The sequence below is a fragment of the Streptomyces sp. NPDC054794 genome (genome assembly GCF_053611585.1).
This window is the reverse complement of sequence record NZ_JBSHAQ010000012.1, coordinates 1-15,951: the sequence shown is the minus strand read 5'-3', so window position 1 is coordinate 15,951 and position 15,951 is coordinate 1. Positions and strand designations below refer to the sequence as shown.

14 protein-coding genes are annotated in these 15,951 nt (G+C 74.0%); 11 read left to right on the top strand and 3 right to left on the bottom strand.

Annotation, left to right across the window (positions count from 1 at the left end; translation table 11 throughout):
* Positions 1-3: 3 nt before the first annotated feature.
* Entirely contained in the window at positions 4-1,194 is a 1,191-nt protein-coding gene (locus tag ACWGKT_RS14845; protein ID WP_356147190.1) for a zinc-dependent alcohol dehydrogenase, read from the bottom strand.
* A gap of 203 nt (positions 1,195-1,397) precedes the next feature.
* Here ACWGKT_RS14845 and ACWGKT_RS14840 point away from each other — a divergent pair, with 203 nt between their 5' ends.
* Positions 1,398-2,387, top strand: a complete 990-nt coding sequence (locus ACWGKT_RS14840) for a DUF3048 domain-containing protein (RefSeq protein ID WP_453273904.1) — start codon at positions 1,398-1,400, stop codon at positions 2,385-2,387.
* Here the strand turns inward: ACWGKT_RS14840 and ACWGKT_RS14835 are convergent, their stop codons facing one another.
* Complete coding sequence (locus ACWGKT_RS14835; protein ID WP_453273903.1) at positions 2,388-2,852, bottom strand: MarR family winged helix-turn-helix transcriptional regulator; 465 nt, start codon at positions 2,850-2,852, stop codon at positions 2,388-2,390.
* A gap of 212 nt (positions 2,853-3,064) precedes the next feature.
* Here ACWGKT_RS14835 and ACWGKT_RS14830 point away from each other — a divergent pair, with 212 nt between their 5' ends.
* The 7 genes from ACWGKT_RS14830 (at position 3,065) to ACWGKT_RS14800 (ending at position 9,294) form a co-directional block, all read left to right on the top strand.
* Entirely contained in the window at positions 3,065-3,820 is a 756-nt protein-coding gene (locus ACWGKT_RS14830; protein WP_453273902.1) for a CoA transferase subunit A, read from the top strand.
* Positions 3,820-4,464, top strand: a complete 645-nt coding sequence (locus ACWGKT_RS14825) for a CoA transferase subunit B (protein ID WP_453273901.1) — start codon at positions 3,820-3,822, stop codon at positions 4,462-4,464. The genes ACWGKT_RS14830 and ACWGKT_RS14825 overlap by 1 nt, the downstream gene beginning before the upstream one ends.
* 80 nt (positions 4,465-4,544) lie before the next feature.
* A complete protein-coding gene (pcaH, locus tag ACWGKT_RS14820; protein WP_453274024.1) occupies positions 4,545-5,318 on the top strand; it encodes a protocatechuate 3,4-dioxygenase subunit beta in 774 nt (257 codons plus the stop codon).
* Between the two features lie 6 nt (positions 5,319-5,324).
* Entirely contained in the window at positions 5,325-5,930 is a 606-nt protein-coding gene (gene pcaG / locus ACWGKT_RS14815; protein ID WP_453273900.1) for a protocatechuate 3,4-dioxygenase subunit alpha, read from the top strand.
* Positions 5,927-7,288 carry a 3-carboxy-cis,cis-muconate cycloisomerase gene (pcaB, locus tag ACWGKT_RS14810; protein WP_453273899.1) on the top strand — a complete coding sequence of 454 codons (1,362 nt, stop codon included), beginning with the start codon at positions 5,927-5,929 and terminating at the stop codon, positions 7,286-7,288. The genes pcaG and pcaB overlap by 4 nt, the downstream gene beginning before the upstream one ends.
* Positions 7,288-8,439, top strand: a complete 1,152-nt coding sequence (gene pcaDC, locus ACWGKT_RS14805) for a bifunctional 3-oxoadipate enol-lactonase/4-carboxymuconolactone decarboxylase PcaDC (protein ID WP_453273898.1) — start codon at positions 7,288-7,290, stop codon at positions 8,437-8,439. The genes pcaB and pcaDC overlap by 1 nt, the downstream gene beginning before the upstream one ends.
* A 63-nt stretch (positions 8,440-8,502) precedes the next feature.
* Positions 8,503-9,294 (top strand): SDR family NAD(P)-dependent oxidoreductase, encoded by a 792-nt coding sequence (locus ACWGKT_RS14800; protein WP_453273897.1) that lies wholly within the window; start codon positions 8,503-8,505, stop codon positions 9,292-9,294.
* A gap of 66 nt (positions 9,295-9,360) precedes the next feature.
* On the opposite strand, the gene ACWGKT_RS14795 is transcribed toward ACWGKT_RS14800, so the two are convergent.
* Positions 9,361-12,045: an ATP-binding protein gene (locus ACWGKT_RS14795; RefSeq protein ID WP_356147216.1), complete on the bottom strand. Its 2,685-nt coding sequence runs from the start codon at positions 12,043-12,045 to the stop codon at positions 9,361-9,363.
* A 182-nt stretch (positions 12,046-12,227) separates the two neighbouring features.
* Here ACWGKT_RS14795 and ACWGKT_RS14790 point away from each other — a divergent pair, with 182 nt between their 5' ends.
* The 3 genes from ACWGKT_RS14790 (at position 12,228) to ACWGKT_RS14780 (ending at position 15,826) form a co-directional block, all read left to right on the top strand.
* On the top strand, positions 12,228-13,511 hold the full coding sequence (locus ACWGKT_RS14790; RefSeq protein WP_453273896.1) for an MFS transporter: 1,284 nt from the start codon (positions 12,228-12,230) through the stop codon (positions 13,509-13,511).
* Positions 13,512-13,515: 4 nt separating this feature from the next.
* Entirely contained in the window at positions 13,516-14,670 is a 1,155-nt protein-coding gene (locus ACWGKT_RS14785; RefSeq protein ID WP_453273895.1) for an anhydro-N-acetylmuramic acid kinase, read from the top strand.
* 139 nt (positions 14,671-14,809) lie between these two features.
* Entirely contained in the window at positions 14,810-15,826 is a 1,017-nt protein-coding gene (locus ACWGKT_RS14780) for a DUF2510 domain-containing protein (protein ID WP_453273894.1), read from the top strand.
* The last annotated feature ends 125 nt before the right edge of the window (positions 15,827-15,951 follow it).

The following is a 15,951-nucleotide window of genomic DNA, read 5'->3' as shown; positions in this document are numbered from 1 at the left end:
GGTTCAGGGCCGCATGACGATCTTGATCGCACCGTCCTGCTTGCGCTGGAACATCTCGTACGCGTGCGGCGCCTCGTTCAGCGGCAGCCGGTGGGTGGCGAAGTCGTCGACGCCGAGCGGGTCCTCGTCGGTCAGATAGGGCAGGATGTCGTCGCTCCAGCGGCGCACGTTGGCCTGGCCCATCCGGATCTGCACCTGCTTGTCGAAGAGCGTGAGCAACGGCAGGGGATCGGCGGTGCCGCCGTACACGCCGACGAGCGAGAGGGTGCCGCCCCGCCGGACAAGGTCGATCGCGGCGTACAGGGCGGCGAGCCGGTCGACGCTGAAGCGCTCGGCGAGCGGCCCGCCGATCCTGCGGGGCAGGAACGAGGAGGCCTGCTGGGCGAGGCGCGCGGCGGCGCTGCCGTGGGCCTCGGTGCCGACGGCGTCGATCACGGCGTCCGGGCCCCGGCCGCCGGTCGCGTCGCGGATCGCCGAGACCAGGTCCTTCTCGTCGTCGAAGTCGGTGAGGTCGTACGTCTCCACGCCGTGTTGGCGCGCCCGTTCCAGGCGCTCGGGGACCAGATCGACGCCGAACACCCGCTCCGCGCCGCGCACGCGGGCGATCCGGCAGGCCATGTCGCCGATCGGTCCGAGGCCGAGGACGGCGATGCTGCCACCGGCAGGGACGCCGGCGTAGGCGACCGCCTGCCAGGCGGTGGGCAGGACGTCGGAGAGGTAGAGGAAGCGGTCGTCCGGCGGCCCCTCGGGCACCTTGATCGGACCGTACTGCGCCTGCGGGACCCGCAGGTACTCGGCCTGGGCGCCCGGCACCGCGCCGTACAGGCGGGTGTAGCCGAACAGGGCGGCGCCCATGCCCTCGCCGGTGACCTGGGTGGTCTCGCACTGCGTGGGCAACCCGGTGAGGCACATCCAGCAGCCGCCGCAGGCGATCTGGAACGGCACCACCACCCGGTCGCCCGCCCGCAGGTCCGGCACCCCGGCGCCGACCTCCTCGACGATGCCCATGGGTTCGTGTCCGAGGATGTCGCCCGGGGTCATGAACGCGGTCAGCACCTCGTACAGGTGTAGATCGGAGCCGCACAGCCCGGTGGACGTGACGCGGATGACGGCGTCCGTCGGTTCCTCGATCCTCGGGTCGGGCACGTCGTCCACCCGTACGTCCCGCCTGCCCTGCCACGTCACTGCCTTCATGGCGTCGCGCTCCCTCCGTGACGGTGCCGCCCGCGTGACGGTGCCGCCCGGGTACCCCCGCGTCCGGCGACGTAAGCCGATCAGAGCATTGAAGTGACCCAATCAGAATCAAACGCTCCTGATCGGGATCAATCGGGTATGGCCATTACTGAACGTACGAGCGCACAATCGACGACACGGACGGGGTGGCAACGGCGGTGGACATGAGAGAGCGGTCGCGCTCACGGCGCGTCGGAGCGGCGGCACTGCTGGCCGCCGCGCTGACGGCTTCCCTCGCGGCGGGCTGCACGAGGGGGCACGCCCCGGCCGACGACGGGCGGGGCCGGCAAACGGCGCCGGGCATGGGCGGGGGCACGGGCCGGAGCGTGGGCGACGCGGGTCCGCTCCTCGCCGTGAAGATCGACAACGTGGGCGCAGCACGCCCGCAGAGGGGGCTGGACGCGGCGGACGTCGTGTACGCGGAGCAGGTCGAGGGCGGGCTGAGCCGGCTGATGGCGGTGTACGCCTCCCGGCTGCCCGAGGCCGTCGGGCCGGTGCGCAGCGCCCGCGAGTCCGACCTGGAACTGCTGGGCCAGTTCGACCGGCCGGTCCTGGCCTTCTCCGGAGCGCAGCACAAGCTGCTGCCGCTGATCGACAAGGCCTCGCTGCGACCGGAGACCCCGGAGGGGACGTCCGGCGCGTACTACCGGGGCACCGACCGGCCCGCCCCGCACAACCTCTATCTGCGCCCGGACCGACTGCTGCCCTCCGCACCGGGCCCGGCCGCGCTGACCACCGGCTTCCACTACGGCGCGGCGCCCGCCGGCGGCCGGGCCGAGGCCACCCGCACCGTGCGCTACCCCGCCGCCCGCTTCACCTTCACCTGGTCCCCCGAGCGGCACCGCTATCTGGTCGCGATGGACGGCACGCCCGCCGTGACGGCCGACGGCGAGCCGGTGGCCCCGGCGACGGTCGTCGTACAGCACGTGACGGTGCGCGATTCGGCGTACCACGACGTGCTCGGCAACAACACGCCGTTCACCGAGACGGTGGGAGCCGGGAAGGCGGAGGTGCTGCGGGACGGGCGCGCCTTCGACGCCACCTGGACGCGCCCCACCGTGCACGACGGCACGGGCTTCACCGGCCCGGACGGCACGCCGGTGAACTTCGCGAACGGCCAGGTGTGGGTGGTGTTCACGGAGTCCGACGGCTGATCAGGGCTGTGCGGCGAGGGGCTCCGCGGGATGGCGCAGTCCCTCCGCCGCGTCCGAGACCCGGCGGATCAGGTCCAGGAAGAGGGTCCGTTCCTCGGCCGAGAGCGGGGCCAGGAAGACCTGGTTCATCCGGGCCGTGCGCACGCTCAGCCTGCGGTGGGTGCGCACTCCCTCGTCGGTGAGGCGCAGCAGGAACCGGCGGCCGTCCTGCGGGTCGCGCACCTTGTCGAGGAGGTCGCGCCGGGAGAGCCGGCTGATCACCTCGGCGATGGTCGACCGGTCGAGCCCCACCCGCTCCCCCACGGTGCGCTGGTCGAGGCCCGGCTCGGCGACGAGCGCGTTCAGGACGGCGAACTGCGGCGAGGTGACCTCCTCCGAGACCATCGTGTTCCACAGCAGGTAGTGGGCCTGCTGCAGCCGCCGGGCCAGATGCCCGGGGTGGGTCGTGAGGTCCACCGCGGCCATGTGTGCTCCTCGTTGGTGCATTTTTCGTCGGTGTACTGAACGATACCCCTCGCCCGGCTGACTGTCTGCGGTCACATCGGCCATCGGTCCAGCTCTTGACGCTGCGGCAGCGTGATGGCAGCGTGAGGACCGGCTCACCAAATACTCAGTGCCCTGATTAATTCGCGGTTCCTGCCGCGGTCGGGACGCCAGGACGAGATGGGGCTTCGCGGATGGACAAGGTGGTCGCCACGGCCCTGGAGGCGGTGGCCGATGTGCCGGACGGCGCGTCGCTCGCGGTCGGCGGCTTCGGGCTGAGCGGGGTCCCGGACGTCCTGATCCAGGCTCTGTACGAGCGTGGGGTCGGCGGGCTGTCGGTGGTCTCCAACAACTGCGGGGCGCTGGAGTCCGGCCTCGCCGTCCTGCTGGCGGCCGGCCGGATCACCCGGGTGACCGGCTCCTACATCGGCGCCAACAAGGAGTTCGCCCGCCAGTACCTGGCCGGGGAACTGGAGGTGGAGCTGATCCCGCAGGGGACGCTGGCCGAGCGGCTGCGGGCCGGCGGGGCCGGGATCCCCGCCTTCTACACCCCGGCCGGAGTGGGCACCCAGGTCGCCGAGGGCGGACTGCCCTGGCGCTACGACGGCTCGGGCGGGGTGGCGCTCGCCTCGCCGCCGAAGGAGGTCCGCGCGTTCGACGGCACCGAGTACGTGCTGGAGCGCGGCATCCGCACCGACTTCGCCCTGGTACGCGCGGCCAAGGGCGACCGGCACGGCAACCTCGTCTTCAACAGGTCCGCCCGGAACTTCAACCCGCTGGCGGCGATGGCCGGCCGGGTGACGATCGCCGAGGTGGAGGAACTCGTCGAGCCCGGCGCGATCGACCCGGACGCGGTGCACCTGCCCGGCGTCTTCGTGCGGCGGGTCGTGGCGCTGACGCCCGCGCAGGCGGCGGACAAGCGGATCGAGCGGCGGACGGTGAGCTCCTGATGGCCTGGACACGCGAGGAGATGGCCGCCCGCGCCGCGCGCGAACTGAGCGACGGTCAGTACGTCAATCTCGGCATCGGGCTGCCGACGCTGATCCCCAATCACCTGCCCGCGGGCGTCGAGGTGGTCCTGGAGTCGGAGAACGGGATCCTGGGCACGGGCCCCTACCCCGCCGAGGACCGGGTGGACCCGGATCTGATCAACGCGGGCAAGGAGACCGTCACGGTCCTGCCGGGCGCCTCCTTCTTCGACTCGGCGCTGTCCTTCGCGATGATCCGGGGCGGGCACATCGACGTGGCCGTCCTCGGCGCGATGCAGGTGTCGGCGCGGGGTGACCTGGCCAACTGGGCCGTCCCCGGGAAGCTGATCACCGGCATCGGTGGGGCGATGGACCTGGTGCACGGCGCCGGCACGGTCATCGTGGTGATGACCCACACCGCCAAGGACGGCAGCCCGAAGATCCTCGACGAGTGCACGCTTCCGCTCACCGGCAGGGCATGTGTGAACCGAGTCGTCACGGATCTGGGCGTGCTCGACGTGACACACGAAGGTCTGATGTTGATCGAGACCGCGCCCGAGGTGACCGTCGACGAGGTCATCGCCAGGACGGGCACCCGGCTGGTCGTCACGGAGGACCTGCTGTGAACGCGGTGCACATCGTGGACCCCGTGCCACGCCAGGACCTCCAGGACCTCCAGGACCCCCAGGACCCCCAGGAGCCCTTCATGCCTCTCACCCAGCAGGACGTCGACCAGGAGATGGCGGCACGCCGCGCCGAATACCGGAAGCGGGTCGCCGACGGCGCCCCCGTCGAACACCACCCGCGCCGCGACTACGCCCCGTACCGCTCCTCCGCACTGCGCCACCCCGTGCGGCCGCCGGTCACCATCGACGTGCGCGCGGACCCGGAGCTGGTGGAGCTGCACTCCCCCGCGTTCGGCGAGCGGGACCTCACCGAGACCGACAACGACCTCACCCGGCAGCACACCGGCGCGCCGATCGGTGAGCGCATCACCGTCTCCGGCCGCCTGCTCGACCGGGACGGCCGCCCGGTCAGGGGCCAGCTGATCGAGATCTGGCAGGCGAACGCGGCCGGCCGCTACGCCCACCGGCGCGAGCAGCACGACGCGCCACTGGACCCGAACTTCACCGGCACGGGGCGCACGCTCACGAACGCCAACGGCGGCTACCGCTTCACCACCGTCCGGCCGGGCCCCTATCCGTGGCGCAACCACGTCAACGCCTGGCGCCCGGCGCACATCCACTTCTCCCTCTTCGGCACGGCGTTCACCCAGCGGTTGGTGACGCAGATGTACTTCCCGAACGACCCGCTGTTCCCGTACGACCCGATCCTCCAGTCGGTCACGGACGACGCGGCCCGGCAGCGGCTGGTCGCGACGTACGACCACAGCCTGTCGGTGCCGGAGTTCTCGCTCGGCTACCACTGGGACATCGTGCTGGACGGCCCCGCCGCCACCTGGCCCCAGGAAGGACGCTGACCTGTCATGACGACGACCGACCCGAGCGGGCCCGAGAGCGTCCTGCCGACCCCGTCGCACACGGTCGGCCCGTTCTACGGGTACGCGCTGCCGTTCCCGGGCGGCGGTGACATCGCCCCGCTCGGCCATCCGGACACGATCACCGTCCACGGACACGTCCACGACGGCGAGGGCGCCCCGCTGCCGGACGCACTGCTGGAACTGTGGGGGCCCGATCCGGACGGCAGGGTGGCGACGGCCGACGGCTCGATCCGCCGCGACCCCGCGACCGGCGGCCATCTGGGCCGAGACGGCGTGGAGTTCACCGGCTGGGGCCGCGTCCAGACGGACGCGGCCGGCCACTGGCACGCGCGCACGCTGCGGCCCGGCGCACGCGGGCAGAGCGCCCCCTACCTCAGTGTCTGTGTCTTCGCGCGCGGCCTGCTGGTCCACCTCTTCACCCGGATCTACCTGCCCGGCGACCCGGCGGCGCTCGCCGCCGACCCGCTGCTCGCCCGGCTCGACGAGGCGCGGCGCGACACGCTGATCGCCGTCGACGAGGGCCGTGGAACGTACCGTTTCGACATCCGCCTTCAGGGCGAGGGCGAGACGGTCTTCCTGGAGTTCCAGTGACACCCGAAGAGTCCGGCACCGGTCTGCTCGGCCCCGGGTGGGCCGGTTCCCCCGCCGCCTCCGCGACGGACGACACCGCGTACCTGCGGGCGCTGCTGGGCGCGGAGGCCGCGCTGACCCGCGCCCAGGCCGCGCTGGGACTCGCCCCGGCGCGGGCGGCGACGGCGGTGACCGAGGCCGCCGACGCCACCCGCTTCGACGTACGCTCCCTCGCCGAGCGGGCCCGGGGCGGCGGCAACCCCGTCATCCCGCTGGTGGCCGATCTGACCAGGGCGGTGGGCGCGGAGTACGGTCCGTACGTCCACCGGGGCGCCACCAGCCAGGACATCCTGGACACCGCCGCGATGCTGGTCTCCGTACGCACCCTCGACCTCGTCCTCGCCGACCTCGCCCGCACCGAGCGTGCCCTGGCCCGAACGGCCGCCGCGCACCGCGACACCCCGATGCCGGGGCGCACGCTCACCCAGCACGCCGTGCCGACCACCTTCGGCCTGAAGGCGGCGGGCTGGCGCTCACTGGTCCTCGACGCGCGCGACCGCGTCACCCGGGTACGGGACTCGCTCCCCGCCCAACTCGGCGGCGCGGCCGGCACGCTGGCGGCCTTCGAGGCGTACGGCGCCGAGGACACGCGTGCGCTGACCGAGGCGTTCGCCCGCGAAGTCGGGCTCGTCGCCCCGGAGTTGCCCTGGCACACTCTGCGCACTCCGATCGCCGACCTCGCCGGCTGTCTGGCCTTCACCGCCGGAGCGCTCGGCAAGCTCGCCGCGGATGTGCTCACCCTCTCCCGCACCGAGATCGCGGAGGTCGGCGAGGGCAGCGGCGGCGGCTCGTCGGCGATGCCGCACAAGGCGAATCCCGTACGCTCCACGCTCGTCGCGGCCGCCGCCCGGCGCGCCCCGCAGCTCGCCGCCACGCTGTACGGGTCGATGGCGGCGGAGGACGAGCGGCCGGCCGGAGCCTGGCACGCCGAATGGGAACCGCTGCGCGACCTGCTCCGGCTGGTCGGCGGCGCGGCACGCGACGCGGCCGAGCTGACCGAGGGGCTGCGGGTGGACGCGGACGCGATGCGCCACCACCTCGATCTCACCGGGGGGTTGATCGTCTCGGAGCGGCTGTCCGCCGCGCTGACCCCGGTCCTCGGCCGCGCCCGCGCGAAGGAACTGCTCACCGAACTCGCCCGCCGCACCCGCACCGAGGGCCGCCCACTCGCCGAACTCCTCGCCGAGCAGCCCGAGTCGAAGGACAACGCCCGCGCCCTCGGTCTCGAACCCGACCTCGACCTCGACGAGCTCACCGATCCCGCCCGTGGCACCGGCTCCGCCGGAACGCTCACCGACCGTGCTCTGGAGCGACGTTGATGACCGGACAACTCCTCAACCACCGCACCGAGGGGCCCGCTTCGGCTCCCCCGCTGCTCCTCGGACCGTCGCTCGGCACCTCGTACGCCCTGTGGGACGACGTAGCGCCGGAGCTGTCGGCGACCCACCGGGTGGTCCGCTGGGACTTGCCGGGGCACGGCGGTTCCCCTGCGGACCTGATCGGGCCGGGTGCCACGGTCGGCGATCTGGCGGACCTGGTCCTCGCGCTCGCCGACTCCCTCGGCATCGAGCGGTTCGGCTACGCCGGGGTGTCGCTCGGCGGGGCGGTGGGGCTGCATCTGGCCGTGCACCACCCCGAGCGGCTTCAGTCGCTGGCCGTCGTCTGCTCCTCCGCCCACTTCAACGGCTCCCGGCCCTGGCGGGAACGGGCCGAGCGTGTCCGCCGTGAAGGGCTGGAGTGGCTGGTGGAGAGCGCCGACGCCCGCTGGTTCACGCCCGGCTTCACGGTGCCCCGGCTCGTCCGCGCGCACCGGGAGGCGGACCCGGCGGCCTACGCCGCCTGCTGCGACGCGCTGGCCGCGTTCGATGTACGCGACCGGCTGGCGGACATCTCCGTACCGACCCTGCTGATCGCCGGCCGGGAGGATCCCGCGACGCCGCCCGCCCATCTGCGGGAGATCGCGGACGCGGTGCCGGGGTCGACGCTGGTGGAGCTGCCCGGGGCCTCGCACCTGGCGCCCGCGCAGTGTCCCCGGCCCGTGGTCGCCGCCCTGCGCGCCCACCTCGACGGCGTTCCGGGGCGCGGCATGGCGGTACGCCGGGAGGTGCTCGGCGACGCGCACGTCGACCGGGCCCAGGCCCGGCAGACCCCCTTCACCGCCCGGTTCCAGGACTTCATCTCCCGGTACGCGTGGGGCGAGGTCTGGACGGACCCGACGCTGGCACGCCGCGAACGCAGCATGATCACCCTGACGGCCCTGGTCGCGCACGGCCACTACGAGGAGCTGGCGCTGCACGTGCGAGCGGCCCGGCGAGGCGGGCTCACGCCGGAGGAGATCGGCGCGGTGCTGCTGCAGACGGCCGTGTACTGCGGGGTCCCCGCCGCGAACTCGGCATTCGCGACGGCCCAGCGCGCGCTCGCGGAGGAGGACGCCGGGGAGGAGACCGGGGAGGAGACCGGCCGAGGGTGATCCTGCCGGTCGTAGCCTCAGCGGCACCACGCACCGCCACCGGACCGTGCCTAGGCTGGCGATATGTCCACTGTTCTGATCACCGGCGCGACCTCCGGGCTCGGCCGGTACGTCGCCTTCGAGCTGGTCCGCTCCGGCCATGTCGTCCTCGCCCACGGACGCGACCCGGAGCGCACCGAGCGGCTCGTCGGTGAACTGCGCGCCGAGGGTGAGACCGAGGGGTTCGTCGCGGACCTGGCCTCGCTTCATCAGGTGCGGGAGCTGGGGGCCCGGGTCGCCGAGGCGCGTCCCGGGCTCGATGTGCTGATCAACAACGCGGGGGTGGGCGGCGGCGCGCCGGACTCCGCCCGGCAGCTGAGTGCCGACGGGCACGAGCTGTGTCTCGCGGTGAATTACCTCGCCCCGGTCGTGCTGACCCGGGCCCTGTTGCCGGTGCTGCGCGCGAACGCGCCGGCCCGGATCGTCAACGTCGGCTCGGCCGCCCAGGAGCCGCTCGACTTCGCCGACCCCGAGCTCACGCGCGGTTACAGCGGGCTGTCGGCGTACGCCCGCAGCAAGTTCGCCCTCGCCGCGTACACCTTCTCGCTGGCCGAGGAGCTGGCGGGCAGCGGCGTGTCGGTGAATGTGCTGCACCCGGCGACCCATATGGACACGGCGATGGTGCGCGAGGCGGGGATCCCCCCGCGGCGCACGGTCGCGGAGGGGGCGCCCGGCGTACTGGCGTCGGCCACGCGGGACCTGGGCTCGGGCGGCTACTTGGAGGGCACGCGTCCGGCGCGGGCGCACGAGAAGGCGTACGACCCGGAGGTGCGCAAGCGGCTGGCGGCGGTCACCGCGCAGCTCCTGGCGCTCTGAGGCGGCCCGGCCCGCGAGCGCGAACCGCGCGACCCCTCGGCCCACGCTCCGGTCCCGGTCACCCGGTCAGACCAGGCCGCGGCCCGTGTCCAGGACCTCCCTCGCCTGGGCCACCAGCCCGTCGGCGCCGCACGACCGGGCCAGCGCCAGGCCCCGGTTGAGCTCGGCGACCGAGCGTGCCGCGATGCCGTACTCGACGCGGGCCGCCGCGTGTTCGTACTGGCAGGGCGAGGCCTCCAGGTAGGCGACGGCCTGCGCGGCCAGCCGGACCGCACGCTGGCCCGTTTCCAGGGCCGCCGCACAGCGCAGGGCCTCCCCGATGGCGGTGTCCGTGCCGAACCGCTCGGCCTGGCGGCGGGCGTCGGTGACGAGCTGGGCGGCGCGGCCCGGGTCCCGTTGGGCCAGGCCCCGTGCGAGGTCGACCGTCCAGGGAACCATCACCGGGTTGTGGTGACCGCGGACGGCCGCGGCCTTGGCCGCCGCCTCCAGTTCGTCGATGCCCTCGTCGACGCGGCCGACGGCCAGCAGCAGCCGGCCGCGCACGGAGCGGGGATCCGGCAGCACGATGGTGGACGGGTACGGCGGGGCGAATCCGCCCTGTTCGGCGATCGCCCACGCCTCGTCGACCTGACCGCGGGCGAGCAGCGTGTCGACGAGGTTGCAGGCGGCGGTCCAGTACAGGGGCAGGCCCCGGCCGACGCGCTCGGCGAGGCCGAGCGCCTCCCGCAGGGACGCCTCCGCCTCCCTGAGCCGGCCCCGCCTGCGGTGCCCGAAACCCACGTAGGCGTGGGCCAGGGCGAGGTGGCCGCCGCTCCAGCGGGCGGTCTCGTAGGTGCGCAGGGCTTCGTTGTACAGGGCCTCGGCCCGGTCCAGCCGGTCGGCGTAGGCGTACGCGTTGGCCAGCATGAGCAGGAGTTCGATGCCCCACTCGGTGTCGGTCCAGCCGAGGCCCGGTGCCAGCCGCCCGTTGACGAGCGCGCGGTCGCAGTGCCCGACGACCTCCTCGGCGCTCTCGCCGTGCGTCAGGGCGTCGAAGCCGCGCAGGATCAGCAGCGCGCGCTCGGCGTTGTCCCGGCCGGCACACATCCCGGCGAGTTCGGCGAGCCGCTCCGAGCGCCCCGGTGAGGTCGCCTCGCCCGCGTAGATGCCCTCCCACATGAACTGCACGGCCTGCAGCCGCATCCGTGCGGGTCCGGGCTCGTGGCGCGCGGCCTCGGCACCGACGGTGCGGACGGCCTCCTCCAGCTGGTCGTTGTGGAGCAGGGCCTGGGACAGGCGGACGACGGCGTCGACGCGTTCGCCGCCGTCGAGGCCGGGCATGGCGAGCGCGCTCTGCAGGTGGTGGATGGTCGTCGCGGGCGCGGTCAGCAGGGTGGCGCAGCCCAGTTCGTAGAGCACCCGCGCGTGGATCTCGGGCACGGGCGGCTCGACCAGGGCGCGTTCCAGACAACGGCGGGCCGCGTCGGGAGCGCCGACGGCGAGGTGTTCGCGGGCGGCCTCGCGCAGCTGCTCGACGAGTTCCTCGTCGTCGTCCGGATGCACCTCCAGGAGGTGGCGGGAGGCCGCAGCGGCGCCGCGCCCAATGTCGGTGACGATCTGGGCGGCGATGCCGTGCATGGCGGTGCACGTGGACGGCGGGATGGAGTTGTAGACGGCGGAGGCGATCAGCGGGTGGACGAACTCCAGGTCGCCGTCCTCGGGCCGGGCGCCGGCCGGGTCCGGCTCGGTGAGGATGCGCGCATTGGTCAGCAGTTCGGCGCAGCGCGCCGCGTCGTCCAGGCTCATCATGGCGAGCTGGGCGACCAGGTCCACGGTGATGCCGGTGCCGAGGATGGCGGCCGCCCAGGCGAACCGGGTGGCGTCGATGCCGAGTTCCTGCAGGCGGGTGACGAGTCCGCCGCCCCGGGCCGAGCGGTTGAGCGGCCGCAGTTCGCCGGCCCGTGCCTCGACGGGTTCGATCTCGTTGTCCCGCACCTTGGCGAGGAGTTCGACGGTCTCGTACGGGTTGCCGCCGGTGACGGCCCAGACCTCGCGGCAGAAGGGGGCGTCGGCGTACCGGCCGAGGGCGGCGCGGGTGAGCCCGGCGACGGCCTCCGGGGTGAGGGCGACCAGGTTGGCGACGGGGTCGCCCGCGGTGGCGGCGACCGCTTCGAGGTAGCGGGCGCTGTCGCCGGTGACCTCGCCGGGGCGGCGGGCGACCACGACCAGGACGGACAGGTCGTCGAGGCGCTCGGCGAAGGCGGCGAGCCAGCGCAGGGTCTCCTGGTCGGCCCAGTGCGCGTCGTCGATCAGCAGCACCAGCGGCCACTCGCGTTTGGCGAGTCGGCGCACGGCGGCGACCAGCCCGTCGCACACGCCCTGCGGGTCGGCCTGTCCCTCGGTGGGCTCCGCTATGCCGAGCGCGGGGCCCGCGATCTCGTACCAGTCGCCGAGGTACTCGCGCGCCTCCTCGGGCATCAGCGAGACGAGCGCGGGCTGCAGCAGCTGCCGTACCACGTTGAAGGGGACGGAGCGCAGGGTCTCGCCGCCGCGGGCGGACCAGACCGTGCAGCCGCGCCGTTCGGCGACCCGCCGAGTCTCGGCCAGCAGCGCGGTCTTGCCGATGCCCGCCTCACCCCGGAAGACCAGCAGGTTTCCCGAGGACGAGCGGTCCGCGCACAGGCCGTCGAGCGCCTGCGCGACGGCGGTGATCTCCGCGTCGCGCTCCCACAGGGAAGCCGAGGCGGCCGCTGGGGGCCGTGCCTCCGTCATCCCGTTACCTCCCCAAGTCGCCCGAACGACGTACAGACCACGAGCGTAGCCGTCCGCTTGGCTATGCGGAGGCCCGTCCCGGCACCTGTTGCCGGGACGGGTGAACCCGGGTACGGGCAGGCGACGCGCCACGACCCGGACCTGCCGCAAACAGAGCCAACGGACCGTCAACAGGCCTGGAAATGAAGCTGACTTTCGAAGATCGCCGAACTGTGGCACGACCCCCCGCCGTCCGTGCGCTGGCCGCCGGATCGGTGGGCAATTTCATCGAGTGGTACGAGTTCGGCGTCTACGGCTATCTGGCGCCGGTCATCGCCCAGCGCTTCTTCACCCCGGAGGGCGGCGGCGCGGTCGAGGCGCTGGTGAAGACGTACGCCTCCTTCGCGCTGGCGTTCTTCTTCCGGCCGGTCGGCGCGGCCCTGTTCGGCCGGCTGGGTGACCGGATCGGCCGGCGACCGGTGCTGATCATGGTCGTCGCGCTGATGACCGGAGCGACCACGCTGATCGGCGTGCTGCCGACGTACGCCACGGTGGGCGTCCTGGCGCCCTGGCTGCTCACGTTTTTGAGGGTGCTTCAGGGGCTGTCGGCGGGCGGTGAATTCGGTGGCGCGGTGTCGGTGATGACGGAGTTCGCCCCGCCGGGCCGGCGCGGGCTGTACGGGGCGTGGCAGTCGTTCACCGTGGCGCTGGGGCTGCTGGGCGGGGCCGGGGCGGCCACCGGGGCGGCGACGGTGCTGACCGGTGATCAGCTGGCCGACTGGGGCTGGCGGTTGCCGTTCCTGCTGGCGTTGCCGATGGGGCTGGGGGCGCTGTGGCTGCGGCTGCGACTGGAGGAGACGCCGTCGTTCCGGAACGGGGAGCGGGCCGTGGAGCGCCGGCCGGGGCGCCGGCTCGCGGGGGCCGTGGCCCTCGGCGTCGGGCGGGTCATGGGCTGGTCGGCGGCCGGGTACACCTTCCTGGTGGTCCTGCCGTCGTATCTGCAGACCACGCTGCACACGGACGTCCGGCGGGCGCTGCTCGCCACGGTCGTGGCCAACCTCGGTTTCGCGGCGACGATCCTCCCGGCGGGGCTGCTGAGCGACCGGGTCGGGCGCCGTCCCGTGATGCTGACCGGGGCGGTCCTGGTGGTGGTGCTGGCGGTGCCGCTCCTCGACGTCCTTCAGGACCCGGGCACTTCGCCCGCCGGCCAGGGGGCGGCCGTGTTCGTGGCCGGCGCGGTCGTGGGGCTGATGGCCGGGCCGGGGCCCGCGCTGCTGGCCGAGATGTTCCCGACGCATGTGCGCTGCACCGGCCTGGGGCTCGCCTACGCCTTGTCGAACGCCGTGTTCTCGGGCTGCGCCGGACTGGTCATCACGGAGGCCGTGCGGCGGACCGGGAACGCGGACGTGCCCGCGTACTACGCGGCGGCCGCCTGCGCGGTGAGCGCGCTCGCACTGGCCAAGGGACGTATGAGAAAGGCGGGTTGACGCGATGCTGGTGATCGGTCTGATGTCCGGGACGTCGTACGACGCCGTCGACGCGGCGGCGGCCGAGCTGCGCCTCGCCGGCGACTGTCTCGTCCTGCGGCCGCTCGGCATGGTGAGCGAGCCGTACCCGGACGAGCTGCGGGAGGACCTCGCGGGGTCACTGCCCCCGGCCGCCGTGCCGCTCGCCCGGGTGTGCCGGCTCGACACCCGGATCGGGCAGGCCTTCGCCGCGACGGCCGTCCGCGCGAACCGTGAACTCTGCGACGGTACCGCCGAGTTGGTCGCCTCGCACGGCCAGACGGTCTACCACTGGGCACAGGACGGCCGGGTGCACGGCACGCTCCAGCTGGGCCAGCCCGCCTGGATCGCCGAGGCGACCGGGCTGACCGTGGTCGCCGACTTCCGGCCCCGGGACGTCGCCGCCGGCGGCCAGGGCGCCCCGCTGGTCAGCCTGGTCGACCGGCTGTGGCTGCGGGGCCGGCCGGGCACGCCGGTGGCCCTCAACATCGGCGGGATCGCCAACCTCACCGCACCGGACGGGACGGCCTTCGACACCGGTCCCGGCTGCGCGCTGATCGACGCGGCCGCCCGGGAGTTCAGCGGCGGGCGGCTGGCCTACGACGCCGACGGGGCGCTGGCCGCCCGCGGCCGGGTGCGCGAGCCGCTGCTGGAGCGGCTGCTCGCGGAGCCGTACTACGCGCTGCCCGCCCCGAAGACGACCGGCAAGGAGCTGTTCCACCACGGCTATCTGCGCGCGGCAGGCGTCGACGGCCTGCCCGCCGAGGACGTCCTCGCCACGCTCACCCTGCTGACGGCCCGCACGGTTGCGGACGGCGTGCGGTCCGTGGGCGCCACGGAGGTGCTCGCCTCGGGCGGCGGCACCCGCAACCCCGCGTTGATGGCGCTGCTCCGGGACCGGCTGTCCGGGGTCTCCTTGCGCACCTCCGACGAGTTGGGGCTGCCCGCGGACGCCAAGGAGGCGTACGCCTTCGCCGTGCTCGGCTTCCTCACCGCGCACGGGCTGCCGGGCACCGATCCGGTCGCCACCGGCGCCCGGCGGCCGAGCGTCCTGGGGTCGCTCACCCCGGGGCGGGACGGTCTGCGGCTGCCCGCGCCCGCCCGGCAGGGGCCGGTGCGGCTGGAGTTGGAGTCGCGCTGACCGGGGACGGCGTGACGCCCCCGGTGGCGGCGGGATCCCGGCGGACGGCCGTCGCCGCGAACCGGCGGGCGGCCGCCGCCACGAAATTGTTGCCGGGGCCTCTCATCACACTTTCACCGACGCCTCATACGGTGGGGGCATGACGCAGGTGACTCCTCCCGGGTGGTACCCCGACCCCGGGCAGACGAATGACTCTCCCGCCACCGAGCGCTGGTGGGACGGCGCGGCATGGACGGCCCAGACCCGCCCCGCCGCGCCGGCCGCCGCATGGGGTCCCCCGACACAGCCGGCCGGCGAGGCGTACCCGGCCCATTCCGGCTATCCGGCCCAGGCGGGCTACCCGGGCTATCCGGCGTACCCCGCCCCGCCGCCGGCCGCTCCCCGGCGCGGTCTGCGCATCGGCATAGCGGTCGTGGCGGCGGCCGCGGTGCTCGTGAGCATCGGCGTCGGCGTGTACGCGCTGTCCAAGGGCGATTCCGGCGGCCGCGACCGGGCCGGTTCGCAGCAGCGGCCGGGGCAGGGCGGTTCCGACGGCCGAAGCGGCGGCCAGGGCGGATCGGGCGGCGGCTCCGGCGGGCCGGGCGACCGGTCCCCGTCGCCCGGCCGGACCGAGGCGCCGAAGGTCGAGGGCGGCGGCACCGTGCCGGACGCGTTCAACGGGATCAGCCTGCCCGTGCCGCAGGGCTGGACCGGCCAGGCGAGCACCGCGGGCGTCCAGGTCAGCTCGGACAAGTCCTACAAGTGCCCCGGCGACACGTCGAAGGTGTGCACCACCGGCGGTGCCTACTCGGCGCCCGCGAAGCTGCTGGGCGCCGCGGGCGGCACGGCCGAGGAGGTCGCCAAGGCGGACATCGCCAAGAGCGCCAAGGACTCGTACGGCGGTGCCACCTACGGCGCGATCACCTCGCACGAGGTGCTCGCCTCCAAGGCGGTGACGGTGGCCGGCCAGAAGGGCTACCTGGTCCGCTGGAAGGCCATCACGAGCAAGGGCGCCGACGGCTACGTCGAGTCGCTCGCCTTCCCCTCCCCGGCCGACCCGAAGAACATCGTCGTCGTCCGCTTCGGCGTCGACGTCGGTCAGCAGGAGTCGGTGATCGACGAGATCACCCGGGGGATCAAGGTGTCGTCCGGCGGCGGCAACGGCCAGAACGTCTGATCGACCCGGCACAATGATCGGCCGGGTGGGGTGCCTCTCCGCTCCAGAGGCACCCCACCCGGCCGGGTGGTGGGGCGCCCCCCGCCCCCCCGGGGGGGGCGGGGCGGGGGGGGGTGGGGGGGGGG